The 23,898-nt window shown below is 72.7% G+C and carries 19 protein-coding genes and 1 pseudogene; 7 read left to right on the top strand and 13 right to left on the bottom strand.

The window, feature by feature from the left end; genetic code table 11:
• Both ABZZ20_RS18170 and ABZZ20_RS18175 read right to left on the bottom strand, forming a co-directional pair.
• A pseudogene (locus ABZZ20_RS18170) lies at nucleotides 1–409 on the bottom strand (hypothetical protein); the annotation flags it as partial.
• Nucleotides 410–694: 285 nt separating this feature from the next.
• Complete coding sequence (locus ABZZ20_RS18175; protein WP_356870578.1) at nucleotides 695–2,074, bottom strand: transcriptional regulator; 1,380 nt, start codon at nucleotides 2,072–2,074, stop codon at nucleotides 695–697.
• Nucleotides 2,075–2,306: 232 nt separating this feature from the next.
• On the opposite strand from ABZZ20_RS18175, the gene ABZZ20_RS18180 reads away from it, so the two are divergent.
• The 3 genes from ABZZ20_RS18180 (at nucleotide 2,307) to ABZZ20_RS18190 (ending at nucleotide 5,615) form a co-directional block, all read left to right on the top strand.
• Entirely contained in the window at nucleotides 2,307–2,975 is a 669-nt protein-coding gene (locus tag ABZZ20_RS18180; RefSeq protein ID WP_356870580.1) for a bifunctional DNA primase/polymerase, read from the top strand.
• 139 nt (nucleotides 2,976–3,114) lie between these two features.
• Nucleotides 3,115–3,960, top strand: coding sequence for an ABC transporter ATP-binding protein (locus tag ABZZ20_RS18185; protein WP_356870582.1), 846 nt, complete (start codon nucleotides 3,115–3,117; stop codon nucleotides 3,958–3,960).
• A complete protein-coding gene (locus ABZZ20_RS18190; RefSeq protein ID WP_356870584.1) occupies nucleotides 3,957–5,615 on the top strand; it encodes a transporter in 1,659 nt (552 codons plus the stop codon). The genes ABZZ20_RS18185 and ABZZ20_RS18190 overlap by 4 nt, the downstream gene beginning before the upstream one ends.
• Nucleotides 5,616–5,836: 221 nt before the next feature.
• Here ABZZ20_RS18190 and ABZZ20_RS18195 read toward each other — a convergent pair whose 3' ends face one another.
• Together ABZZ20_RS18195 and ABZZ20_RS18200 are read right to left on the bottom strand one after the other, a co-directional pair.
• The gene (locus tag ABZZ20_RS18195; RefSeq protein WP_356870900.1) at nucleotides 5,837–6,718 is read right to left on the bottom strand and encodes an alpha/beta hydrolase; all 882 of its coding nucleotides are present in this window, start codon (nucleotides 6,716–6,718) and stop codon (nucleotides 5,837–5,839) included.
• Nucleotides 6,719–7,121: 403 nt separating this feature from the next.
• Entirely contained in the window at nucleotides 7,122–7,814 is a 693-nt protein-coding gene (locus tag ABZZ20_RS18200) for a metal-dependent transcriptional regulator (RefSeq protein ID WP_356870586.1), read from the bottom strand.
• A 244-nt stretch (nucleotides 7,815–8,058) separates the two neighbouring features.
• Between ABZZ20_RS18200 and ABZZ20_RS18205 the strand changes: the two genes are divergently transcribed.
• A complete protein-coding gene (locus ABZZ20_RS18205) occupies nucleotides 8,059–8,814 on the top strand; it encodes an SIS domain-containing protein (protein WP_356870588.1) in 756 nt (251 codons plus the stop codon).
• Nucleotides 8,815–8,862: 48 nt separating this feature from the next.
• Here the strand turns inward: ABZZ20_RS18205 and ABZZ20_RS18210 are convergent, their stop codons facing one another.
• Both ABZZ20_RS18210 and pdxH read right to left on the bottom strand, forming a co-directional pair.
• On the bottom strand, nucleotides 8,863–10,164 hold the full coding sequence (locus ABZZ20_RS18210; RefSeq protein ID WP_356870590.1) for a PAS domain-containing protein: 1,302 nt from the start codon (nucleotides 10,162–10,164) through the stop codon (nucleotides 8,863–8,865).
• A 505-nt stretch (nucleotides 10,165–10,669) separates the two neighbouring features.
• Nucleotides 10,670–11,332, bottom strand: a complete 663-nt coding sequence (gene pdxH / locus ABZZ20_RS18215; protein WP_356870592.1) for a pyridoxamine 5'-phosphate oxidase — start codon at nucleotides 11,330–11,332, stop codon at nucleotides 10,670–10,672.
• Nucleotides 11,333–11,532: 200 nt separating this feature from the next.
• On the opposite strand from pdxH, the gene ABZZ20_RS18220 reads away from it, so the two are divergent.
• Together ABZZ20_RS18220 and ABZZ20_RS18225 are read left to right on the top strand one after the other, a co-directional pair.
• Nucleotides 11,533–12,639 carry a citrate synthase 2 gene (locus tag ABZZ20_RS18220; protein ID WP_356870594.1) on the top strand — a complete coding sequence of 369 codons (1,107 nt, stop codon included), beginning with the start codon at nucleotides 11,533–11,535 and terminating at the stop codon, nucleotides 12,637–12,639.
• A gap of 65 nt (nucleotides 12,640–12,704) precedes the next feature.
• Complete coding sequence (locus ABZZ20_RS18225) at nucleotides 12,705–13,091, top strand: DUF3592 domain-containing protein (RefSeq protein ID WP_356870596.1); 387 nt, start codon at nucleotides 12,705–12,707, stop codon at nucleotides 13,089–13,091.
• Nucleotides 13,092–13,122: 31 nt separating this feature from the next.
• On the opposite strand, the gene ABZZ20_RS18230 is transcribed toward ABZZ20_RS18225, so the two are convergent.
• The 7 genes from ABZZ20_RS18230 to ABZZ20_RS18260 all read right to left on the bottom strand — a co-directional run bounded on the left by ABZZ20_RS18230 (nucleotide 13,123) and on the right by ABZZ20_RS18260 (nucleotide 21,898).
• Nucleotides 13,123–13,746: a TetR/AcrR family transcriptional regulator gene (locus ABZZ20_RS18230; protein ID WP_356870598.1), complete on the bottom strand. Its 624-nt coding sequence runs from the start codon at nucleotides 13,744–13,746 to the stop codon at nucleotides 13,123–13,125.
• On the bottom strand, nucleotides 13,734–14,471 hold the full coding sequence (locus ABZZ20_RS18235; protein WP_356870600.1) for an enoyl-CoA hydratase family protein: 738 nt from the start codon (nucleotides 14,469–14,471) through the stop codon (nucleotides 13,734–13,736). Before ABZZ20_RS18235 ends, ABZZ20_RS18230 begins: the two co-directional genes overlap by 13 nt.
• 144 nt (nucleotides 14,472–14,615) lie before the next feature.
• Nucleotides 14,616–15,788 (bottom strand): acyl-CoA dehydrogenase family protein, encoded by a 1,173-nt coding sequence (locus ABZZ20_RS18240; RefSeq protein WP_356870602.1) that lies wholly within the window; start codon nucleotides 15,786–15,788, stop codon nucleotides 14,616–14,618.
• Nucleotides 15,785–17,737, bottom strand: coding sequence for a biotin carboxylase N-terminal domain-containing protein (locus tag ABZZ20_RS18245; protein ID WP_356870604.1), 1,953 nt, complete (start codon nucleotides 17,735–17,737; stop codon nucleotides 15,785–15,787). Before ABZZ20_RS18245 ends, ABZZ20_RS18240 begins: the two co-directional genes overlap by 4 nt.
• 8 nt (nucleotides 17,738–17,745) lie before the next feature.
• Nucleotides 17,746–19,344, bottom strand: coding sequence for a carboxyl transferase domain-containing protein (locus ABZZ20_RS18250; RefSeq protein ID WP_356870606.1), 1,599 nt, complete (start codon nucleotides 19,342–19,344; stop codon nucleotides 17,746–17,748).
• Entirely contained in the window at nucleotides 19,341–21,101 is a 1,761-nt protein-coding gene (locus ABZZ20_RS18255) for an acyclic terpene utilization AtuA family protein (protein ID WP_356870608.1), read from the bottom strand. The genes ABZZ20_RS18250 and ABZZ20_RS18255 overlap by 4 nt, the downstream gene beginning before the upstream one ends.
• A complete protein-coding gene (locus tag ABZZ20_RS18260; RefSeq protein WP_356870610.1) occupies nucleotides 21,098–21,898 on the bottom strand; it encodes a TIGR03084 family metal-binding protein in 801 nt (266 codons plus the stop codon). Before ABZZ20_RS18260 ends, ABZZ20_RS18255 begins: the two co-directional genes overlap by 4 nt.
• A 326-nt stretch (nucleotides 21,899–22,224) precedes the next feature.
• Between ABZZ20_RS18260 and ABZZ20_RS18265 the strand changes: the two genes are divergently transcribed.
• A complete protein-coding gene (locus ABZZ20_RS18265) occupies nucleotides 22,225–23,838 on the top strand; it encodes an alpha/beta fold hydrolase (protein WP_356870612.1) in 1,614 nt (537 codons plus the stop codon).
• Nucleotides 23,839–23,898: the final 60 nt, after the last annotated feature.

Raw genomic sequence — 23,898 nt, forward strand, 5'->3', positions numbered from 1 at the left:
CGGGCCCAGCCGGAACCGGCGGAATGTACTGCGTCGCCGCCTCGTCATGCGCGGGCCCAGCCGGAACCGGCGGAATGTACTGCGTCGCCGCCTCGCCATGCGCGGGCCCAGCCGGAACCGGCGGAATGTACTGCGTCGCCGCCTCGTCATGCGCGGGCCCAGCCGGAACCGGCGGAATGTACTGCGTCGCCGCCTCGGGCAGCGGCGGATAGCCGTACCCGTGCGGCTCGCCCGGCCCCTCGTACCCGGGGCCCAGCACGTGGCCGGGCGTCGGCCCCCATGCGGGCTGCCCCGGGTCCTGCGGGGGCTGCGGGGGCTGGGCGGGCTGCGGGTACGCCGGATCGGGCCCCCACGGCGCACCGGCCTGTGGGGCCGCGTGCTTGCCGCTCCCCTGTCCGCTCTCCGTCACCGGGACTCCTTCGCCGACTACTCCGAAACTACGGAAACCGTCGGCTCACGCTACCCGGTCCCGCCCCGTTCCCGTCAGGCCCACCTGTCCCCGCACCGGCGCACACCACTGTGACCCGAGCTCGGTGCAGTGCCACGCAGACGGTCCGAGAACAGGACAGACGCGGCAGCCGTGTTCGGTGCCGCATTGGCGATACGGGCCCGGCCGGGATCCTGGTCTACACCTGGAACCTGGCGTGGACCAGGACGTGTCCCGTGGGCGAGGCCGTGATCCACGAGACACGCCTCAGGCCACCACCTCCAGGCGGGCGGTGAATTCGCGGGCCGCCGGCTCGTCCCGGTAGGGGTCCAGGCGCGCCCGGAAGTCGTCCAGGTACTCCGACCCCCGGTTCGAGCGCAGCCCCGACAGCAGCTCTGCCGCCTGCGTGGCGCTCTGGCACGCCTGCTCCACCTCCCGCTGCTGCACCTGTGCCGCCGCCAACAGCAGCAGCCCGATCGCCCGGCGGCGGGCCTTGCCCTCCGGGAGGCCCCGCAGCGCCTCCTCCGCCTGCCTGGCCGCTGCGTCGGCCTGGCCCAGGTCCCGGTGACAGTGGGCCAGTTCGTCCGCGAGGTACGCCCGGTCGAAGTGCCGGATCCACACGGGGTCGTCCCCCGACTCCGGCTCCGCCCGCTCCAGTGCGGTCACCGCCCGCGAGGACAGCACCGCCGTGGCCCGGGTGTCGCCCAACAGCGCGTGCCCGCGCGCCTCCGCGGCGTAGAACATCGCCTCTACCCGCGGGGTGACCTGCCCGCGCGTCCCTTCCTGCGCGGCCCGCGCAAGCTGTGCGATCTCCCGCGGGTTGCCGAGCTCGGCGGCGAGGTGGCTCATGGACGCCGCGAGGACGTAGCCCCCGTACGCCCTGTCCCCGGCCGCCTGCGCCAGCCGTAGCGCCTGGATGTAGTAGCGCTGCGCCAGGCCCGGCTGGCCGGTGTCCACCGCCATGTAGCCGGCCAGCTCCGTCAGCCGGGCCACCGCCGCGAACAGGGCCCGGCCCACCGGCTCCCGGTACGAGCCCCCGAGCAGCCCGGACACCACGGAGTTGAGGTAGTGCACGACGACGGGCCGGACGTGCCCGCTGCCGAAGCGGTGGTCGAGGTCCTTGAGCGCTTCGGTGGTCGCCCGCACCGCCTCCACGTCCGGCATCCCGACACGGGCGCCACCGCTGCGCGCCACCTGCACGTCGGCGCCGGTGATCAGCCAGTCGCGACTCGGTTCGACGAGTGCCGAGGCGGCCACGCTCGACCCGGACAGGAAGTCGCGGCGGCCGACGTCGCTCCTCCACAGCTCGCTGACCTGCTCGATGGCGCCGAGGACGGTCGGGGAGAACTGGAGGCCGATGCCGGAGGCGAGGTTCTTCCCGTTGGCCATGCCGATCTCGTCGATGGTGACGGTCCGGCCGAGTTTGCGTCCGATGGCCTCGGCGATGATGCCGGGGGCCCGACCGCGCGGCTGCTGGCCTCGCAGCCAGCGGGCCACGGAGGTCTTGTCGTAACGGAGATCGAGGCCGTGTTCGGCCCCGCACATGTTGACGCGCCGGGCGAGCCCGGCGTTCGAGCACCCGGCTTCCTGGATGAGCGCCTGTAGCCGTTCATTCGGCTGGCGCGCGACGAGAGGCCTGGCTGCCATGAAAACCCCCAGTAACCGCGGGTGAGCGTTGGAATGATCACTTCCCGCCTGATGTGCGGAGAATCATCCGCTCTGCGTCGTGTCGCTACCCAACTCCAGCGCCCCGACCTCCTACGCGCCCCCACCCATGCACCAGTGCGCCCCGTATGCAGGATCGATGCTCCGCCCACCAGCCGGTTGACGCCCGTAACCCCGGGTGACCCCGAGAGTTGTGATGGGCGTGGAAGAGACCATGGGAGTCACGGAGACCGCACCCATCCCCAAGCAGCGCAGCGAGCAGCTGCTCGACCATGCCGTGCGGTACGCGGAAGAACGGCACTGGGACGTCTTCGCCGGCACCTGGCTGGAGTCCGGGAACGGGCGGGAGGTCTGTTCCTGCGGGGCGGAGGACTGCGCGGCGCCGGGCGCGCACCCCGCGGTGAAGGACTGGGCGGCGCAGGCCACGGGCAGCGCGGTCCAGGTGCGGCGGATCTGGGCGAAGCATCCCGGGGCCTCGATCCTGCTGCCGACGGGCCGGACGTTCGACGCGCTCGACGTGCCGGACTCCGCCGGATTCCTGGCGCTGGCACGGCTGGAGCGGATGGAGCACACCATCGGGCCGGTCGCCCTGACACCCGAACACCGGATGCTGTTCTTCGTCCTGCCGGGCGCCGGGGCGAAGGTTCCGGACCTGGTGCGCAAGCTCGGCTGGTCGCCCGCCTCCCTCGACCTGGTCGCCCGGGGCGAGGGCGAGTACGTGGCCGCCCCGCCCACCCGCTTCGGCGGCCGGGGCGCGGTCCAGTGGGCGCGCCGTCCCACGCCGGCGAACCGGTGGCTGCCGGACACCGAGGAGCTGATCGCCGCGCTGGCGTACGCGTGCGGGCGCGAGGCCGCGTCCGACCGGGACCGCCGCACCCCGTGACGCGTAGCCGTGGAACACCGCAGGTCAGGAGAGGGACATTCCTGACCCGAAACTCATGACATAAGTAACTGCCCGGCCTCTCCCCCTCCTCCTATCGTGAGGAACGTAGGACCACGGGGACGTAACGAGAGGCAGGCGCATGCCGGACCAGGCACATGCGACGGGCGGGGCGGACGGAACGGGCGGCGCGCGACCGGCGCCGTCCACCGGACGGGCAGCGGTACGGGTCGAGGGGCTGTGGAAGCGCTTCGGTGAGCAGGTCGCGGTCGCGGGGATCGACCTGGAGCTGCCCGCAGGACAGTTCATCGGCCTGGTCGGCCCGAACGGGGCGGGCAAAACGACGACGCTGTCGATGGTGACCGGGCTGCTCCGTCCCGACATGGGGCGGGTCTTCGTCGCCGGGCACGACGTGTGGAGCGACCCGGTCGAGGTGAAGTCGCGAATCGGCGTGCTGCCGGAGGGGCTGCGGTTGTTCGAGCGGCTGTCGGGGCGCGAACTGCTCGGCTACATGGGCCGGTTGCGCGGGCTGCCGGGCGAGGAGACCGACAAGCGGGCGACGCAGCTGCTGGAGGTCCTCGACCTCGCGGGCTCGCAGCACAAGCTGGTCGTGGACTACTCGACGGGCATGCGGAAGAAGATCGGCCTGGCTGCCGCCCTGCTGCACAACCCCGAAGTGCTGTTCCTCGACGAGCCGTTCGAGGGCGTGGACCCGGTGTCGGCGCAGACCATCCGCGGGGTGCTGGAACGCTACACCTCGTCCGGAGCCACGGTCGTCTTCTCCTCCCACGTCATGGAACTGGTCGAGTCTCTGTGCGACTGGGTCGCCGTCATGGCCGCCGGTCGGATCCGCGCTGCGGGCCCGCTGGCCGACGTACGGGGCGACGCGCCCTCGCTCCAGGCCGCGTTCCTGGAGCTGGTCGGCGCGGGTGGGCGCGACGCGGGCCGGTCCCTGGACTGGCTCGGCGGCGGGCAGGCCGCCCGATGAGCGCCGTCGCCTCCGCCGCCACGGCCTCCCCGGCTCCGACTCCGCTCCCGGCCCCGGCTCCTGCCGTCGATCCGACCCGGATCTTCGTCCGCCTCAAGCTCTCGCTGCTGCGCAACGGCCTCAAGGGCTCGTCGAAGCGCAAGGCCGCCTACTTCGGCTCGCTGGCGTTCGCGCTGGTGGTCGCCTGCTTCGCCATGCTCGGCCTCGCGATGCTGCACGGGAACGCGCACGCGGGCACGGCCGTCGTCCTGCTGGCCGCGATCCTGGCGCTCGGCTGGACGTTCATGCCGCTGTTCTTCCCCACCGGGGACGAAACGCTCGACCCGAGCCGGCTGGTCATGCTCCCGCTGCGCCCGCGTCCGCTCGTCCGGGCCCTGTTGGCGTCCTCGCTGGTCGGCATCGGTCCACTGTTCACGCTGTGCCTGGCCATCGGCTCGGTGGTGGCCGTCGCGCGGGGCACGGCGGGTGCGGTGGCCGCCGTCGTGGCCGCCCCCCTCCTCCTGCTGGGCTGCGTCACCCTGGCCCGCGCGGTGGCCACGGCCAACGTGCGGCTGCTGACCAGCCGCAAGGGGCGTGACCTCGCGCTGCTCAGCGGCCTGCTGATCGGCGTGGGCGCACAGGTGGCGAACTTCGCCAGTCAGCGCCTGTTCGAGGCCGGCGGCCTGGACCGGCTGGAGCCGGTCGAGGCCGTGGTGCGGTGGCTGCCGCCCGCGACGGCCGTCGGCATGGTGGACTCGGCGAGCAAGGGGTCGTACGCCGTGGCGGCGGCCCAACTGGCCCTGACCGTCATCGCCGTGGCCCTCCTGCTGTGGTTCTGGGAGCGGAGCCTGACCAAGCTGATGGTCACCCCGGACGGTTCGACGATCGCGGCGGCGAAGCCTTCGGCGCGGCGGGAGTCGGCGGGCGGCGGCGCCTGGTCGTTCCTGCCGGCCGGGCGTACGGGCGCGGTCGTGCAGCGCACGCTGCGGTACGTGGTCCGCGACCCGAAGACGAAGTCGGCCTGGGTGACGGCCCTGGCGGTCGGTCTGATCGTGCCGGTCTTCAACGCCCTTCAGGGCACGGGCTCGGTGTACCTGGCCTGCTTCGGCGCGGGCATGCTCGGCATGCAGATGTACAACCAGTTCGGGCAGGACACCTCGGCGTTCTGGATGGTCGCGCAGACCATCTCGACCCCGCGGGAGGCGTACGCGGAGCTGCGGGCCCGCGCATACGCCTTGGCCCTGATCACGGTCCCGTACACGCTCCTGGTCACGACGGTCACGGCAGCGCTCGTGCACAACTGGGGTGGCTTCCCGGCGGCACTCGGGCTGGCCCTGGCCCTGCTGGGCTCGATGCTGTGCACAGGCGCGCTGGCCTCGGCCCGCTTCCCGTACTCGATCCCGACGGACGGCGCCTTCAAGAACGTCGTCCCGGGCCAGGGCGGCCTCGCCTGGGCGGGCATCTTCGGCGGCATGCTGGCATCGGCGGTGATCTGCGCCCCGGTGATCGTCCTGACGATCTACCTCAACGTGGCGGACCACACGTCCCTCACCTGGATCGTGCTCCCGCTGGGCGTGGCCTGGGGCACCCTGGCGGCCTGGTCGGGCCTGCGCCTGGCGGCGCCGACGGTGGCCCGGAAGCTGCCGGAGATCCTGCTGGCGGTCAGCAAGGGCTGAGCGGGAACCCATCCCCGTACGGGAGGGGGCGGGGGGCGACGGCCCGCCGTCCCCTCCTCGTCGTCGTACGGAGGGGACGGCCGGGGCGGAGGGGACGTCCCGGGGCGGAGGAGACGAGCCGGGCGGGGGGACGGCCGGGACGGCGGGGGCGGGGGGACGGCCCGGGGCGGACGGCGCGGCCGGAGTCATGACACCGCCCGGAGTCATGACACCGCCCGGGGTCACGACACCGCCCGGACGCCCTCCAGGAAGGGTTCGAGGACGGCGCGCCAGGCCGCCGGTTGGTCGTAGTGGAGGTAGTGGCCCGCATCGGGGATCTCGGCGTACTGGCCGGCCGGGAGGACACGGACCATCTCCTGGGCCTCCGCGCGGCCCAGCTCGCCGTCGAGGCCCCGGACGACCAGGGTCGGGCAGCGGACCTGGGCCAGTTCCTCCCAGTGCGCGTCGTGGACCCAGGTCTCACGGGCCGTCAGCATCTGGCGGCGGGAGAACAGGGGGCGCCAGCCGTCCGGAGCCCGGTGCATCACCTCGGCGAAGAAGGCTCCGCGGCCGGGGTCGGGACGGTCCACCCGGGGATCGTCCTCGCCGAACCAGCGGCGGGCCGCGTCCTGGGTGGGGAAGGGCAGGGGCCAGCAGTGGAACCATTCCTCCCATTCCTGCTGGGAGGCCTCGCCGAGGGCGGAGGCGCGCATGTCGCAGATCACCAGGGCTTCGACCAGGTCCGGTCGGCGGGCGGCCAGTTGCCAACCGGTGAGGGCGCCCATGGAATGGCCGATCAGGGTCACGGGAGCCAGGTCGAGTTGTTCGATGACGGCCTCGGCATCGGCCACGAAGGCCTCGCGGCCCAGGGAGGTCGAAAGGCACGGGCCGGCCGGCGGGCGGGCGCTGAGGCCGTGGCCGCGCTGGTCGAGGGCCACGACGCGACGGTTCCCGGCGAGCCAGCGGGCGGTGCCGGCCCAGTGGAAGGCACGGCCCATCAGGCCGTGGAGTAACAGCACCCGGGGCGCTTCGGGATCCGGGGGTGCGGTGGCGGCGGCTTCCCGGAACTCCCATGCGGCCAGGCGTACGCCGTCGGCTCCTGTTACATCGATGCGCTGTACCACCGCAGATGCACCCCCTTCGCTCACGGCCAGAGTATCGAACCCGTATTCGAAAACAGGGTTCTCGCCTCCAACACCGCTCTTTCGAGTGACCTTCCTCAAGGATTGACCGCCACGGCCGAGGGAGATCCTTTCAACAGGGAGGCGGGCCGCTCGGGGAAGACGGTCCGCGGGGATGACCTTGAGAGCTCGGGGCTCCAGGTCAGCACAGGGGAGGACCGGTCCCGGCGCCGCAAGGCGCCGGGACCGCCCACATCACCGCCCACTTCACCGCCCCCACCTCCGCACGGATCGTGCACTCGCACCTCGCGAACCCGGCACACGTGGCGCCTACGCGACGCGACCCGCCCGGGGTACCCCAGGACGGGTGATCTCACGACCCTTCACCGCGCTGCGCCGCGTGTGGTCAGCGCTTGGCCACGAACACGTGCGAGGCGACCTCCGAGTCCAGCTCGGCAGCCTCGCCACCGCTGCCGACCAGCACACCGCCCGGGGACTCGGTCACGCTGACCACCGAGCCGGGCTGCACGCCCGCCCGCCGCAGCGTGTACATCAACTGGGCGTCCGTCTGGATCGGCTCGCCGATCCGGCGCACGACCACCGTCTTGCCGTCCGGGCCCGGGGCCAACTCCGACAAGCTCACCATGCCGTCCTCCAGGAAGGGGTCCGCCTCGGCCTTCTCGCCCAGCTCCTCCAGCCCCGGGATCGGGTTCCCGTACGGCGACTCGGTCGGGTGGCGCAGCAGCTCCAGCACTCGCCGCTCCACCGCCTCGCTCATCACGTGCTCCCAGCGACAGGCCTCGGCGTGCACCTGCTCCCACTCCAGGCCGATGACGTCGACGAGCAGGCATTCCGCGAGCCGGTGCTTGCGCATCACGCGCGTGGCCAGCCGCCGCCCCTCCTCCGTCAGCTCCAGGTGCCGGTCGCTCGCCACGGCCACCAGGCCGTCCCGCTCCATGCGCGCCACCGTCTGGCTCACCGTCGGGCCGCTCTGGTCGAGCCTCTCCGCGATACGGGCGCGCATGGGGACCACGCCTTCCTCTTCAAGTTCGAGGATGGTGCGGAGATACATCTCCGTGGTATCGATCAGTCCGGACATTCGTGCCCCTCGGATAGCGTGCGCTGGCCCTGCCCCCAATTCTGACGCATCGCACCGACAACCGTCCCGTGCCTGACATCAAGCCCTGCCCTTGAGGCCCCGCGGGCAGCGCGACGGTATCGGCCGGACATCCCCCGGCACCTTTCGCCCCGGGATTGACGTTCGTATTGACACGCCCTTGGTCCAGACCGCACGGTGAGCGGCGGACACGGACGCACCCCACCTCTGGAAGGGCCTTCGGCGCATGAGCGAGAGCAAGCTGGCCGGTCAGTTCCTCGACGCCGCGATCGGCCTCCTGGAGCGGGTGCGGAACGAGGAGGCGGCGCACATCGGCGCAGCCGCAGCCGTCATCGCCGACGCCGTCGCCGCCGGGAACCGGCTCTTCGCCTTCGGCGCCGGGCACTCCTCGCTGCCCGCCCAGGACGTGGTCTACCGGGCCGGCGGGCTCGCACTGATGAACTTCCTCGCCGTCCCCGGCACCGTGGGCATCGACGTCATGCCGGCCACCCTCGGCAGCGCCCTGGAGCGGGTCGACGGGCTCGCCGGGGCCGTCCTGGACAGCAGCCCGGCCGCCGAGGGCGACGTCCTCGTGATCATCTCCCTCTCCGGGCGCAACGCCCTGCCGGTCGAGATGGCCATGAACGCCCGCGCCATCGGCCTGAAGGTCATCGGTGTGACCTCGGTGGCGTACGCGACGGAGACCAAGTCGCGGCACGTATCCGGCACCTTCCTCAAGGACCACTGCGACATCGTCCTCGACAGCAAGATCGCGGTCGGTGACGCCGAGCTGAGCCTCGACGGCATCGACGCACCCTTCGCACCCGCCTCCACCGTCGTGACCAGCGCGATCATGCAGGCCGTGATGGCGGCGGCGGCCGGCGAACTAGCCGCTCGCGGGATGGAGCCGCCGCTGCTGCGCTCGGGCAACGTCGACGGCGGCCACGAATGGAACGGTCGCGTCCTCCAGGAGTACGGGGACCGCATCTTCTTCCGCCACTAGCCCGCCGCTTCCGGCACCAGCCCGCCGCCCGGACCTACCCGGACCCGCTCAGGCCCCGGTCAGGTCGAGATCGGCCGCGACCCGGGCCGCCACCTCCTCCGCGTACACCGCGTCCGCCTGCTCGAACGCAGCCCGTGAGGCTCCCCGTACGAAGGTCAGCACCCCCAGGGTCCGCCCGCGGCTGCGCAGCACCGTGCACAGGACGTGCGCCGCGCCCTGCGGCCACTGCCGGTCCCGCGCCCAGGCCTCGGCCGCCTGCCCGCGCGGGGCGCTGGTGCGCACCGAGCCGATCCGGTCCAGCGCCTGTAGCGCCGGGTGCCCGGCGTCGTACCGGGCCGGGAGCGCGCCCGCCCCAGGCAGCAGCGGTGGCGACGCGGCCACCCGTACGAGCCGTTGCCGGTCCGGATCGGCCGACTGCTCCAGTACGTCGAGCAGCGCGTGCTCCGCGAAGCCGGCGAGCGCGAAGTCCAGTCGTACGGCGGCTGCCTCGGCCGGGTCCTCGCACTCGGCGGCGGCCCGGCCCGAGCGGTGCAGCTGGCTGGAGCGGAACCGCAGCTGCGCCGTGTCCAGCGCGGCCTGTCGGGCCTCGGTGATGTCCTGGAAGAGCCAGCCGACGCCGAGCGGCACCGGCTCCTCCGCCAGCGGGGAGCCCAGGCGCAGGAAGCCCGAGCGCCAGCACCGTCGCCGCACCCCTTCCGGGGTGCGCACGGACACCCACAGCTCGACGGGCTCCGGCGGGGCCCCCTCGGCGAGCACGTGTTGGAGGGTGCCCTCCAGCTCCTCGACGCCCTGGGCCAGCAGCTCCCCGAGCGGCCGGCCGAGCAGGGCGGTGCGCCCCGAACCGAAGGCGCGGGCGGCATGGGCGTTGACCACGGCCGGGCGCAGGTCCACGTCGACGAGGACCACGCCCCACGAGGCGTCGTCCATGAGCGCCTCGCTGAGCGCGATGGACCGTTCCAGGTCGATCTGTGCGTGGACCTCGCTGAAGGCGCAGTAGACCCCGGCGGGCTTCCCGTCCGCCCCGGGCACCCCGGCGGACTGGGTCCGTACGAGCACCCGCCCGCCCTCCTTGGTCAGCAGGGCGAACTCGTGCACCTGGCGTCCGGGGACGTCCTGGGCGGCCATCAGCCGCTCCTCCACGTCCTGGGCGTCGGCGGCGCGCACGGCCCAGCCGGCGAACCCCTTGCGCCCCACCGCCTCGGCGGCGGTCCAGCCGAGGATCCGCTCGGCCTCGCGGTTCCAGTGCGTGATCACGCCGTCGGCGTCGAACGCGCACAAGGCCGCGTCCATCCCGTCCAGCAGCGCTGCGAGCAGATCGTCGGTGGTCTCACTCCGTCCGGAAGCACTCACCTGGCACCCCCTGCAGGTGTTCGCGTGTGCGGCACGTCAGATCATTCAACTGGAACGTGACCCAGCCCACACCGCATTCCCCCGAATACCCCCGAACGAATCGAATCCGGAGGGCGGCGGTGGGCGGGCGGAGGGCGGCGCGGAGCGTCTCGCACGGTCCGCGGAAATAAATGGTTGTGGCGGCGGGGGTGGATGCCTAGGCTCGGCGGTACACGAGAAGGGAGGTGGTTCCCGAAATGTACGGAAACCGGACGCGTGAGGTGGCTGCGGGCTAAGGGCCCGTCGTCGCACGCACCCAGTGCGGTGCCCGGCGGGATCGCCAGGCGCCAATCCCAAGCAGTCACCCGACCCGCGGGCTCGCCGGTACGTCCGGCCGGCTTCTCTCACTGCAGGAGAGAAACCCGAGCCCGCGGGTCGTCTGCTGTTCTCGTCCGCCGTTCCGGCTCCCGTCAGGGATGCACGGGGCCGGCCCGGCCCGGCCCAGCCCCCGCCCGGCGCCGCGGAGCTACGGGCACAGGCGCTCGATGCGCCACTCGTCCCCCTCCAGGACGTAGCGCAGCCGGTCGTGGAGCCGGTTCTCGTGGCCCTGCCAGAACTCCATCGCCTCGGGCACGATCCGGATGCCACCCCATTCCGGCGGGACGGGGACCTGTTCCCCCTCCGGGTAGCGCTCCGCGAGTTCGGCGTAGCGGCGGTCCAGCTCGGCGCGGGAGCCGACCACCCGGGACTGCTCGCTCGCCCAGGCGCCCAGCTGGGAGCCGTGGGGGCGGGAGCGGAAGTACGCCGCCGTCTCGTCGCGGCCGATCCGGGAGGCCGTGCCGGTGATGATGACCTGGCGGGCGATCGGGTGCCAGGGGAAGAGCAGGGCGACGTAGCGGTTGGCGTCGAGTTCGCGGCCCTTGCGCGATCCGTAGTTGGTGTAGAAGACGAAGCCGCGCTCGTCGAACTGTTTGAGCAGCACCGTGCGGGAGCTGGGGCGGCCGTCGGGGGTCGCGGTGGAAACGACCATCGCGTTCGGTTCGAAGAGGTGGGAGTCGGCGGCCTGCTGGAACCACTCGGCGAACTGCCTCATGGGGTCCTCGGCGAGGCTCTCCGCGTGGACGATCTCCGAGCGGTACTGCTTGCGCATCGTGGCGGGGTCAATGTCCTGGTCGGTCACGTGCGCCATCCTGCCGCAGGAGTGCTTGCGACAGTGTGCCGTATGTCACGCTTCCGCCTGCCATCCGGAACCGCCAAAATCTTGGGGCCGGTCCGGAGGTCCCCACGCGGGTGACCGACGGCCGTGCCGGGCATCAACGGGGATGACCGCGCCGGACCGCGAGTCACGCCGGGAGCCGCGCGTGTTCGCACTATCTGAGGAGCCGCCTGATGTCCGACTTCGTACCCGGGCTCGAAGGGGTCGTCGCGTTCGAAACGGAGATCGCCGAACCGGACAAGGAAGGCGGAGCCCTCCGCTACCGGGGCGTCGACATCGAGGACCTGGTGGGCCACGTCTCCTTCGGGAACGTCTGGGGCCTGCTGGTCGACGGGGCGTTCAACCCCGGCCTGCCCGCCGCCGAGCCCTTCCCCATCCCGGTGCACTCCGGTGACATCCGTGTCGACGTGCAGTCGGCACTCGCCATGCTCGCCCCCGTGTGGGGTCTGAAGCCGCTGCTCGACATCGACGAGCAGACCGCCCGTGACGACCTCGCGCGCGCCGCCGTCATGGCGCTGTCGTACGTCGCCCAGTCCGCCCGCGGGCAGGGCCTGCCGATGGTCCCGCAGAGCGAGATCGACAAGGCCGAGTCGGTCGTGGAGCGGTTCATGATCCGCTGGCGGGGCGAGCCGGACCCGAAGCACGTCAAGGCCGTCGACGCGTACTGGACCTCCGCCGCCGAGCACGGGATGAACGCCTCGACGTTCACGGCGCGGGTGATCGCGTCCACCGGTGCGGACGTCGCCGCGGCGCTGTCGGGTGCCGTCGGCGCCATGTCCGGACCGCTGCACGGCGGCGCGCCGTCCCGCGTCCTCGGCATGATCGAGGAGATCGAGCGTTCCGGCGACGCGGTGGCGTACGTGAAGAAGGCCCTGGACAAGGGCGAGCGGCTGATGGGCTTCGGGCACCGGGTCTACCGGGCCGAGGACCCGCGCGCCCGCGTCCTGCGGCGCACCGCGAAAGAGCTGGACGCGCCGCGCTACGAGGTGGCCGCCGCCCTGGAGAAGGCCGCGCTGGAGGAGCTGCACGCACGCCGCCCCGACCGGGTGCTCGCGACGAACGTGGAGTTCTGGGCCGCGATCATGCTGGACTTCGCGGAGGTCCCGGCGCACATGTTCACCTCGATGTTCACCTGCGCCCGGACCGCCGGCTGGTCGGCCCACATCCTGGAGCAGAAGCGCACGGGCCGCCTGGTGCGCCCGTCCGCCCGCTACATCGGGCCCGGACAGCGCAACCCGCGCGAGATCGAGGGTTACGCCGACATCGCCGAGACGGCCTGACCCCTAGTGCCCACGGGCGCCGCATCCGACCGGGTGCGGCGCCCGTCACCATCCTGGACGTGCACGTGAGACAGATCAGTGCCTGCATCAAAGCCTTCGCGCTCCTGGTGTTCGTGGCGGTGCAGCTGCGCCGGCGCATCACGCTGCGCCGGCGCGGCGTCGAGGTCCCGGCGGTCTGCTTCCGGCACCTCCAGCCCGGGAAGCGGCGCTCCGCCCGCTTGTACCTGCGCTACGTACCGGCGGACGGCCGGGGCCGGGTGCGCATCGCGCGCCCGCGCGACTGCCCGCCCGGCACGGGGGTGGGGTCCGAGGTCCCGCTGCTGTACGACCCCCGCACGCCGGAACGCTCCGAGACGGTGTGCCGCGCGGGAAGGCGGGCGTGGCGGCACCTCGACCTGTGCGGGCTCTCGCTGCTCGCCGTCACCCTGGCGGTGACCTCCCCCTACGTGTAGCGCCGGCCGGCCGGGGCGGGGCTGCGGTGCCTCAGCCGAGGGCCGCGTCCAGGATGCGGCTCCACTGGGCGACGACGCGGGCCCGGCGGGCGCCGTCGTCGGTCAGTACGTTGGCCAGGCCGAGGCCGCGGGCCATGTCGAGGAGGCCCTGCACGGTCTCCCGTACGCCCGGTACGGATTCGTCGGCGCCCAGGAGCTCGACGGCGATGCGGTGCGTTTCGCGTCCGACGCGGGCCTCCAGCTCGGTGACCTGGGGGCGCAGCTGTTCCTCGTTGGAGGCGGCGACCCAGAGTTGCAGGGCGGCTCGGAAGAGGGCTCCGGTGTAGAGGTCGACGAGGGCTTCGACCACGGCGGGGCGCGCGGCGGGCCTGGAGTGGAAGAGGTCGATCAGGGCGGCGGAGCGTTCCTCGGCGACATGGGCGACCGCCGCGGTGAACAGGGCCTCGCGGGTCGGGAAGTGGTACTGGGCCGCGCCGCGGGAGACCCCGGCGCGTTCGGCGACAACGGCGACGGTGGAGCCGGCCCAGCCCTGTTCGGCGAGGCAGGAGACCGCCGCCTCCAGGAGGTGGCGGCGGGTGACGCGACTGCGGGCCTGCTTGGGGCCGCTCGCGGGCTTGGAGTCGGCGAGGTCCCCTGATTCGGTCACAGGGCCCATGACGGGTCCCGGCGCTCGAAGCGGGCGGTGATGCCCTCGCGGGCCTCTTCGGAGCCGAAGTGGCGCGCGGACAGTTCGGTGAGGGCGCTGCCGTCCTGGTCCAGGACGGCCCGCAGCGGCGCGGTCAGCAGCCGTTTGGTCGCGGCGAGGGCTTGGGGGCCCGCCTTGCGCAGCCCGGCGAGGACGGGTGCGAGCGTCTCGTCGACGTCCGGGCCGTGCAGGGTGATCAGGCCGATGCGGGTGGCTTCTGCCGCGTCGAAGGTCTCGGCGGTGAGGAAGTAGCGGGCTGCGGCGCGCGGGTCCATGCGCGGCAGCAGGGGTGCGGAGATGACGGCCGGGACCACACCCAGGTGGGTTTCGGTGAAGGCGTACGTGGACTGCGGTCCGGCGGCGGCGACGTCGCAGACCCCGAGCAGGCCGAGGCCGCCCGCCCGGACGTGTCCGGTGACGCGGGCGACGACGGGCTTGGGGTGTTCGGCGATCTCGCGGAGCAGGGCGAGGAAGTCGGCCGGTTCGCACGGGGACTTCAGGTCGGCGCCGGCGCAGAACGTGGTGCCGGTGTGGGTGAGGACGACGGCCCGGGTCTCGGGGTCCGCCGCCGCCAGGGCGAGGGCCACGCGCAGCTCGCCGACGAGCTCCGCGGAGAGCGCGTTGCGGTTGGCCGGGGCGTCGAGCGTGAGGGTGGTGATGCCGTGTGCTCGCGCGGCGCCGACTGGGCGGGTCATGCCGTTCTCCTCCGGAGGGTCGTACGGATGGTGCGGGCGGTGCGGCGCCGGTGGGCCCGGCGGTCGGTCGTACCGGACCGCCGGGCCCGGGACGGCCGTCGTGCCGGGCGCCCGCCGGCGGCGCACGGCCCGGGGCGGCCTGCCCTAGTAGGACTTGGGCAGGCCCAGGGTCTGGTGCGAGACGAAGTTGAGGATCATCTCGCGGCTGACGGGGGCGATGCGGGACACCCGGGAGGCAGTGATGAGGGACGCCAGTCCGTACTCCCGGGTGAGACCGTTGCCGCCCAGGGTGTGGACGGACTGGTCCACCGCCTTCACGCAGGCCTCGGCGGCAGCGTACTTGGCCATGTTCGCGGCCTCGCCGGCGCCCGTGTCGTCGCCGGCGTCGTACAGGTGGGCGGCCTTCTGCATCATCAGGCGGGCGAGTTCGAGGTCGATGTGGGCTGCCGCGAGGGGGTGGGCGATCGCCTGGTGGGCGCCGATCGCCTCCTTCCACACCTGGCGGGTCCTCGCGTATTCGACGGCCTTCGCGAGGGCGTGGCGGCCCATGCCGATGGCGAAGGCGGCGGTCATGATGCGTTCGGGGTTGAGTCCGGCGAAGAGCTGGAGCAAGCCGGCGTCCTCGTCGCCGACGAGTGCCTCGGCCGGCAGCCGCACCTCGTCCAGGACCAGCTCGAACTGCTTCTCCGCCGCCTGGAGTTCCATGTCGATGACGGATCGGGAGAAGCCGGGGGTCTCGCGCGGCACGATGAACAGGCAGGGCTTGAGGCGGCCCGTCCGGGCGTCCTCGGTACGGCCCACGATGAGCGTGGCGTCGGCGATGTCCACGCCGGAGATGAAGACCTTGCGCCCGGTCAGCACCCACTCCTCGCCGTCGCGGCGTGCGGTGGTGGTGATGCGGTGGGAGTTCGATCCGGCGTCCGGCTCGGTGATGCCGAAGGCCATGGCGCGGCTGCCGTCGGCGAGCCCGGGGAGCCAGGCCCGCTTCTGGGCCTCGGTACCGAAACGGGAGATGACGGTCCCGCAGATGGCGGGCGAGACGACCATCATCAGGAGGGGACAGCCCGCTGCTCCCAGTTCCTCCAGCACGATAGAGAGTTCGGCGATGCCGCCGCCTCCGCCGCCGTACTCCTCGGGGAGGTTGACCCCGAGGTAGCCGAGCTTGGCCGCATCGGCCCACAGCTCGTCGGGGTGGCCGCCTTCCCGGGCGAGGCGGGCCAGGTAGTCACGGCCGTAGCGTTGCCCGAGGGCGGCGACGGCGGCGCGCAGGGCCTTGTGTTCTTCGGATTCCACGACAGCGCTGGTGGCGGGGCTCATGCTGGCAGTTCCTCCTGGACTACGGCGAGCAGGGCGCCGAACTCGACCTGGTGGCCGAGGGTGGCGTGGAGCGCGGTGAGCGTGCCGGAGGCGGGCGAGACGATGCGGTGCTCCATCTTCATGGCCTCCAGCCAGAGCAGGGGCTGCCCGGCGGTGACGGCGGCTCCGGGGCCGAGGCCCTCGGCGACGCGGACGACGGTGCCGGGCATGGGGGCGAGCAGGGAGCCTGGTTCGGTGCGGTCCTCGGGATCGGCGAACCGGGGGACGGGGCTGAGGGTGTGGGCGCCGAGTGCGGAGTCGACGTAGATCTCCCGGACACCCCCGGTGTTCGATTTGTGTTTCACGTGGAACATCCGCCGGACGCCATCCACTTCGAGGGTGACCAGACCGGGCTCTGCGGCCAGGACTCGAACACCGGGCTGGTCCACGAGGCTCGGGGGGCCGCTGCGGGTGGGCTGGTAGCGCACCTCGTACGTGGTGCCCGCCGCCCGGTAGCTGCGGAGCTGCGGCTGCGAGCGGAGGTTGCGCCAGCCCCCGAGGCGCACGGCGAGCGGGGCGTCCGGGACCGGGGCGGCATCGGCGAGGGCGGCGGCGACCGCGGCCAGGGTGGCATCGGGGGTGCCTTCGGTGAGTGACCCGAGGTGGCGCTCGTAGAACCCCGTGTCGAGCTGGGCGGCAGTGAACTCCGGGTGCCGCAGGGAGCGTACGAGGAGCTCCCGATTGGTGGTGAGCCCGTGGATGCGGGCTCCGGCCAGGGCGTGGGCGAGAACGCGGACGGCCTCGACCCGGGTGGGCGCGTGGGCGATGACCTTGGCCAGCATGGGGTCGTAGTGGACGCCGACGGTGTCGCCGTCGGCGAAGCCGGTGTCGACGCGGACGTCACCCGGGACGGCCAGGGTGTGCAGGACACCGGTCTGGGGACGCCAGTCCCGGGCGGGGTCCTCCGCGTACAGGCGGGCCTCGACGGCGTGCCCGACCGGGTCCGGGGGCGTCAGGGGCAGGGCCGCGCCCTCCGCGATGCGCAGTTGCAGGGCGACGAGGTCGAGGCCGAAGACGGCTTCGGTGACCGGGTGTTCCACCTGGAGGCGGGTGTTCATCTCCAGGAAGTACGGGCGCCCCTCGGCCGTGACGAGGAACTCGACCGTGCCCGCCCCCCGGTAGGAGACCGCTCGGGCGGCGGCCACGGCGGCTTCGTGGAGGGTGGTGCGCAGGGACTCGGGGAGGGCCGGCGCCGGGGCCTCCTCGATGACCTTCTGGTGGCGCCGCTGGAGGGAGCAGTCGCGGGTGCCGAGCGCCCAGACGGTGCCGTGGGAGTCGGCCAGGATCTGGACCTCGACGTGGCGGGCCCGCTCGACGTAGGGCTCGGCGAAGACCTCCCCGTCACCGAAGGCGGAGCGGGCTTCGGCCGCCGCGGCGTCCAGTTCGGCCTTCAGCTCGTGGAGGTCGCGGACCACGCGCATCCCACGGCCGCCGCCGCCCGCGGCGGCCTTGAGCAGGAGGGGCAGGTCGGCGGCGGTGGCCGTCGCCGGATCGACGGGGTCGAGGAGCGGAACCCCGGCGGCGCGCATCAGTTCCTTGGCCCGGGTCTTGGAGGCCATGGCCTCGATGGCCTCGGGCGGCGGGCCGATCCACGTCAGTCCTGCGGCGATGACCTCCCGGGCGAAGTCGGCGTTCTCGGAGAGGAACCCGTAGCCGGGATGGACGGCGTCCGCGCCCGCGGCGAGGGCGGCCCCGATGAGCAGGTCGCCGCGCAGGTAGGTGTCGGCGGGGGCGGCTCCGGGCAGCCGTACGGCCGCGTCGGCCTGCCGTACGTGCAGCGCGTCGGCGTCGGGGTCGGAGTGGACGGCAACGGTGGCGAGGCCGAGGGCCCGCGCGGTGCGGAAGACGCGGACCGCGATCTCGCCGCGGTTGGCGACCAGTACGGAGTGCAGGGGCTGTTGCTGACTCATGTGCGCTCTCACATCCGGAAGACGCCGAAGCCGCCGCGGGCGCCCTCGACGGGGGCGTTGTGGACGGCCGACAGGCACAGGCCGAGGACGGTACGGGTGTCGCGCGGGTCGATGACGCCGTCGTCGTACAGCCGTCCGGACAAGAACATCGGCAGCGACTCGGACTCGATCTGCGCCTCCACGAAGGCGCGCATCCCGGCGTCGGCCTCGTCGTCGTAGGGCTGTCCCTTGGCGGCGGCGGACTGGCGGGCCACGATGGACAGGACGCCGGCCAGCTGCTGGGGGCCCATGACGGCGGATTTGGCGCTGGGCCAGGCGAAGAGGAACCGCGGCTCGTAGGCCCGGCCGCACATGCCGTAGTGCCCGGCTCCATAGCTGGCACCGATGAGGACGGAGAGGTGGGGGACGCGCGAATTGGAGACCGCGTTGATCATCATCGAGCCGTGTTTGATGATGCCGCCCTGCTCGTACTCCTTGCCGACCATGTAGCCGGTGGTGTTGTGGAGGAAGAGGAGCGGGACGTCGCGCTGGTTGGCGAGCTGGATGAACTGGGCGGCCTTCTGCGACTCGGCGCTGAACAGCACGCCCTGGGCGTTGGCGAGGATGCCCACCGGGTAGCCGTGGAGCGTGGCCCAGCCGGTGACCAGGCTGGTGCCGTAGAGGGGCTTGAACTCGTCGAAGTCGGAGCCGTCGACGATGCGGGCGATGACCTCGCGGGGGTCGAAGGGGGTCTTGAGGTCCGCGGGGACGATGCCGAGGAGCTCCTCCGGGTCGTACTTCGGCTCCTCGGCCCGGGGCGGCACGGGGTGGGCCCTGCGGTGGTTCAGCCGGGCCACGACCCGGCGGGCCTGGCGGATGGCGTCCTGCTCGTCGACGGCGTAGTAGTCGGCGAGACCGGAGGTCCGGGCGTGCATGTCGGCCCCGCCGAGGGACTCGTCGTCGCTCTCCTCGCCGGTGGCCATCTTGACGAGCGGCGGACCGCCGAGGAACACCTTGGAGCGGTCCTTGATCATGATGGAGTGGTCGGACATCCCGGGGATGTACGCGCCTCCGGCGGTGGAGTTGCCGAAGACGACGGCGATGGTCGGAATGCCGGCGGCCGAGAGCCGGGTGAGGTCGCGGAAGATCGCGCCGCCCGGGATGAAGATCTCCTTCTGGGAGGGGAGATCCGCGCCGCCGGACTCGACGAGGCTGATGCAGGGCAGGTTGTTCTGCCGGGCGATCTCGTTGGCCCGCAGGGCCTTCTTCAGAGTCCAGGGGTTGGACGCGCCGCCGCGGACCGTGGGGTCGTTGGCGGTCACCAGGCACTCGACGCCCTCGACGGTTCCGACGCCGGTGACGATGGAGGCGCCGACGGGGTAGTCGCTGCCCCAGGCGGCGAGCGGGGACAGCTCCAGGAAGGGGGTGTCCGGATCGAGGAGCAGTTCGATGCGCTCGCGGGCAAGGAGCTTGCCGCGGCCCTTGTGGCGGGCCGTGTACTTCTCGCCGCCGCCGAGCAGCGCCTTGGCGTGCTCCGCGTCGAGTTCGGCGAGGCGGGCCGTGGCCGCCGCACGGTGGGCGAGGTGATCGGGGGCGTGGGGATCGACGGTGCTGGTGAGGCGGGTCATGAGGCGGTCCCCTCCGGGACGGACAGGAGGCGGGTCGGGATGTCGACGTGGCGGGCGCGGAGCCATTCCCCCAGTGCTTTGGCCTGGGGGTCGAAGCGGTGGGCGGAGGCGACGCCGGCGCCGAGGATGCCACTGATCGTGAAGTTGAGGGCCCGGAGCTGGGGCAGGGCGTGGCGGACGACGCGGAGACCTGCGGTCTCGGGGAGCAGCCTCTGGAGCGTCTCGACGGTGAGGGTGCCGTGGAGCCAGTCCCAGGCGTCGTCGCGTTCGACCCAGACGCCGATGTTGGCGTCGCCGCCCTTGTCGCCGCTGCGGGCACCGACGAGGGTGCCGAGGGGGGCGCGGGTCGTGGGTCCGGCCGGTGCCTGCGGCGGCGCGGCGGAGGTGGGGTCCGTGAGGGCCGGGTCCGTGAGGGCGGGGCCCGTGAGGGTGTCCCCGTCCGATCTGCCCGGATCTGGTGGCTGCGCCCCGGCCTGCGGGGCCTGGATGTGGCGGGAGCCGTCCGGGAGGATCGCCGCGTGGGGGACCGTCTCCGCCGGGACCAGGGCCGAGGTGAAGACGCCGTACGGCTGGGCGGGGCCCGGCGGGGCGGTCACGTGGAAGCCCGGGTAGCTGGAAAGGGCCAGTTCGATGGCCTCCGAGGTCAGTGCGCGGCCCACCCGGTCCGGCGACGGATCGCGTACCACCAGGCGCAGGAGTGCGCTCGCCGTCTCCTCCGTCGGGGCGTCCTCGTGGTCCGTGCGGGCCAGGGTCCAGTCCGCGGTGGCCACGTCGGTCAGGGCCTCGGCCAACTGGGCCTGGACCAGGGCCGCCTTCGCCTCGATGTCCAGACCCGTGAGGACGAACACCACCTCGTTGCGCCAGCCGCCGATGCGGGTCACGCCCACCTTGAGGGTCGACGGCGGGGCCTCGCCCACGACGCCCGTCACGGCGACCCGGTCGGCCCCCGCGTCGGCCAGCCGGACGGTGTCCAGCCGGGCGGTGACGTCGGGGCCGAGGTAGCGGGCGCCCTGGGTTTCGTAGAGGAGTTGGGCCGTGACCGTGCCCACCGAGACGACTCCGCCCGTCCCGGGATGCTTCGTGATCACCGACGAGCCGTCCTCGGAGATCTCCGCCAGCGGGAACCCGGGGCGGCGGACGTCGTGCGCCGTGAAGAAGGCGTAGTTGCCGCCGGTGGCCTGGGTTCCGCACTCCAGCACGTGGCCCGCGACCACCGCACCCGCCAGCCGGTCGTAGTCGTCGTGCGCCCAGTCGAACCACCAGGCCGCCGGCCCGCTGACCAGGGCCGCGTCGGTGACCCGGCCGGTGACGACCACGTCCGCGCCCGCTTTCAGGCAGGCCGTGATCCCGGCCCCACCGAGGTAGGCGTTCGCGGTCAGCGCCCCCTGCGCGAACGGCATCAGGTCGTCGCCCTCGACGTGGGCGACCGACACCGGGACGCCGACCTTGCGGGCGAGCTCACGGATCGCGCCGGCCAGTCCCGCCGGGTTCAGGCCGCCCGCGTTGGCGACGATCCGCACACCGCGCTCGTGCGCGAGGCCGAGGCCCTCCTCCAACTGGCGCAGGAAGGTCTTGGCGTAGCCGAGGTCCGGGTTCTTCAGGCGGTCGCGACCGAGGATCAGCATGGTCAACTCGGCGAGGTAGTCGCCGGTCAGCACGTCCAGCGGGCCGCCGGTCAGCATCTCGTCGAAGGCGCTGAAGCGGTCGCCGTAGAACCCGGAGGCGTTGCCGATCCGCAGCGGGCGGTGGCCGGTCATCGCCCGGCACCCGGTGCGCGGCCCGGCCCCGCCGGACCGGCGAAGGCCTGGGCGATGTCCAACCAGCGGTCGGCTTCGGCGCCGGTCGCGGTCAGGGCCAGGTCGGCGCGGTGGGCCCGCTGGGTCACCAGGAGGCAGAAGTCGAGTGCCGGCCCGGTGATCCGGTCGGCCGCGTCCTGCGGGCCGTACGACCAGGGCTCCCCGCCGTCCGGGGGGACCAGTTCCACCCTGAACTCCCCAGCGGGTGCGGGCAGTCCCCGTACGGCGAACGCGTAGTCCCGGGCCCGTACGCCGATCCGGGCCACGTGCCGTAGTCGCGCGGTCGGGACGCGGTGCACGCCGAGGGCGTCCGCGACGTCCTGGCCGTGCGCCCAGGTCTCCATCAGGCGGGCGCTCGCCATGGACGCGGCCTTCATCGGGGGCCCGTACCAGGGGAACCGGGCATCGGGCGAGGCCGCGGCGAGCGCCTCGTCGAGGGCTGCGCGGCCGGCCCGCCAGCGGGCCAGCAGTTCGGCGGGCGGGAGCGCCGCGCCCTGCGCCGCACCCTCGTCCACGAAGGAGTCGGGGGCGGCCAGGGCCTCCTTCACCAGGTGGGCGAAGCCGGCGGCGTCGGTGAGGGAGACCAGGGCGGCCCGGTCGGTCCAGTGCAGGTGGGCGATCTGGTGGGCGACGGTCCAGCCGGGCGCGGGGGTGGGCTCGGCCCAGCCCCCGTCGGGCAGATCCCTTACCAGGGTTTCGAGTTGGAGGCCTTCCTCGCGCAGATCGGCGAAGACGGCGACAGCTGACGGATCGAGCACGGCGGGCTCCCCTTTCGGCGTGAGGGGAAGACTGGCAGCCGCGAACAAAACAATCAAGCATGCTTGCATGATTTCTTCACCGAGCACCGCCTTCGCGCCATCGCCGCCAACTGGTGCTCACCAGCAGGGATTTGGCGCCTGCGAGCATCCCGGGCAGGTCTGGATGCGCCCGAGCCGGCGATGACGCTGGGGCGATTTCGGCCGTACGTCGCAAACCTGCACAACATCACCGGACGTCGCACCGATACTGAACGCTTCGCCTCCCGCTCCGGGCCCAGAGCGCGCACACCAACGTTCATGTCACTCGACGAAGAGGATGAACCGACGTGATCCCAGCCGCTTTCTCCCTCTATCCCGAACTCGACGCGACCACCCTCAGCGCCTTCGTCGCCGCCCTCGAAAGCGGTGACGTCACCGGACTCGCCCCGGCCCGCGCCGCCGAGGTCTCCGACGTCCGGGCCGTCGCCTCCTTCAGCCACGTCAAGGTCGCCGGCGCCGACGGGGACCTGCTCGACGCCGCACTGTGGCGGCACAACGGAAGCCTGCCGCGGCCCGTGATCGTGATGCCCTCACCGTGGACGAACCACGGCTGGCTCCCGTACGCCGTCCAGGCCAGCGTCTTCGCGGCCCGCGGCTACAACGTCCTCGCCTACAGCACCCGCGGCTTCGCCGGCTCCGAGGGCCAGGTCGACGTGGCGGGCCCGCTGGACGTCGCCGACGGCAGTCGGGCCCTGGACCACCTCATCGAGCGCAGCGCCGGCCCGGTGACGAAGATCGGCTTCCTGGGGGACTCGTACGGCTCGGGCATCAGCCAGCTCGTCGCCGCGCACGACACCCGGGTCGACGCGGTGGTCGCGCTCAGCACCTGGGGGGACCTCGGCGAGGCCTTCTACGAGAACAGGACCCGCCACGTGGCCGCCGTGGAAGCCCTGCTGAAAGCGGCCTCTAAGGCGCGGCTGAGCCCGCAGACGCAGAGCGTCTTCGAGAACGTCATCGCCGACCGCGACATCCGGGGCGTCCTGCGCTGGGCCGAGCCCCGCTCACCGTTCAGTCACATCAAGGAACTCAACCGCCGCCAGGTGCCGATCTACTTCTCGCACGCCTGGCACGAAACGCTCTTCCCCGGCAACCAGACCCTGAAGATGTTCAACGAGCTCACCGGCCCCAAGCGGCTCGACCTCTCCATCGGCGACCATTCGGGTCCCGAGATGACGGGCATGATCGGCCTGCCCAACCGGATCTGGACGAACGCCCACCGCTGGTTCGACCGCCATCTCAAGGGCATCGACAACGGCATCACCGCCGAAGGTCAGCTCCTCAACGAGGTCATGTGGGGCCAGACCCTGGAACCCCGCCCCACCTGGCATTCCGTCACCGAACAGGTCCACCGGCTGTACCTGGTGGGCGGCGGGGAGCTGGCCGAGGAGCCCGAGGCCGGTTGGAGCGCGAGCGTCCTGTGCGGGGTGGACACCCCGGCGGCCGTCGCCGACGAGATCGTACGGTCCGGGTACGACGAGATCGCGGGCCGCCCGAAGGCCTACCGGACCGGCGACATCGACCGCACCGTCGCCGCGGTCTGGACCGCGGACCCGGAGGCGGAGGTCACCCGCTTGCGCGGCGTACCGAGGCTGCGGGTCACGTACCGGGCGGCGAACTCCAAGTCCTCGTTCGTCGCGTACCTGCTCTCCGTCGCGCCCGACGGGACGGCCCGTCTCATCACGCACGCCCCGTACACCGACCTCGACTCGCCGCCCGACAGCCTGGTCAGCGCCGACATCGACCTCCAGGCGACCGCGTACGACGTCCCGCGCGAGCACCGGCTGATGCTGGTGATCGACGCCCGCGACCCGTTCTACGGGGACGCCAACCTGCCGCGCGCGACGCTGGCCTTCACCTCCCCGGAGGCGACGCCGTCGTACCTGGACCTGCCACTGGGCTGACGCCCCGCCGATGACGCACCCGCCCCGCCCCGCCCTGCCGGGGCGGGGCGGGGCGGGGCG

It is taken from the genome of Streptomyces sp. NPDC006430 (genome assembly GCF_040612395.1).
In the GTDB taxonomy this organism is placed as follows: domain Bacteria; phylum Actinomycetota; class Actinomycetes; order Streptomycetales; family Streptomycetaceae; genus Streptomyces.

Coding starts and splice junctions, on each gene's coding strand:
- pdxH (WP_356870592.1), bottom strand. CDS start 11,332: ATGGCGCACGTGACCGACCAGGACATTGACCCCGCCACGATGCGCAAG.
- ABZZ20_RS18255 (WP_356870608.1), bottom strand. CDS start 21,101: ATGACCGGCCACCGCCCGCTGCGGATCGGCAACGCCTCCGGGTTCTAC.
- ABZZ20_RS18185 (WP_356870582.1), top strand. CDS start 3,115: ATGCCGGACCAGGCACATGCGACGGGCGGGGCGGACGGAACGGGCGGC.
- ABZZ20_RS18250 (WP_356870606.1), bottom strand. CDS start 19,344: ATGACCCGCCTCACCAGCACCGTCGATCCCCACGCCCCCGATCACCTC.
- ABZZ20_RS18230 (WP_356870598.1), bottom strand. CDS start 13,746: ATGGGCCCTGTGACCGAATCAGGGGACCTCGCCGACTCCAAGCCCGCG.
- ABZZ20_RS18190 (WP_356870584.1), top strand. CDS start 3,957: ATGAGCGCCGTCGCCTCCGCCGCCACGGCCTCCCCGGCTCCGACTCCG.
- ABZZ20_RS18245 (WP_356870604.1), bottom strand. CDS start 17,737: ATGAGTCAGCAACAGCCCCTGCACTCCGTACTGGTCGCCAACCGCGGC.
- ABZZ20_RS18180 (WP_356870580.1), top strand. CDS start 2,307: ATGGGAGTCACGGAGACCGCACCCATCCCCAAGCAGCGCAGCGAGCAG.
- ABZZ20_RS18175 (WP_356870578.1), bottom strand. CDS start 2,074: ATGGCAGCCAGGCCTCTCGTCGCGCGCCAGCCGAATGAACGGCTACAG.
- ABZZ20_RS18200 (WP_356870586.1), bottom strand. CDS start 7,814: ATGTCCGGACTGATCGATACCACGGAGATGTATCTCCGCACCATCCTC.
- ABZZ20_RS18235 (WP_356870600.1), bottom strand. CDS start 14,471: ATGACCCGCCCAGTCGGCGCCGCGCGAGCACACGGCATCACCACCCTC.
- ABZZ20_RS18240 (WP_356870602.1), bottom strand. CDS start 15,788: ATGAGCCCCGCCACCAGCGCTGTCGTGGAATCCGAAGAACACAAGGCC.
- ABZZ20_RS18205 (WP_356870588.1), top strand. CDS start 8,059: ATGAGCGAGAGCAAGCTGGCCGGTCAGTTCCTCGACGCCGCGATCGGC.
- ABZZ20_RS18220 (WP_356870594.1), top strand. CDS start 11,533: ATGTCCGACTTCGTACCCGGGCTCGAAGGGGTCGTCGCGTTCGAAACG.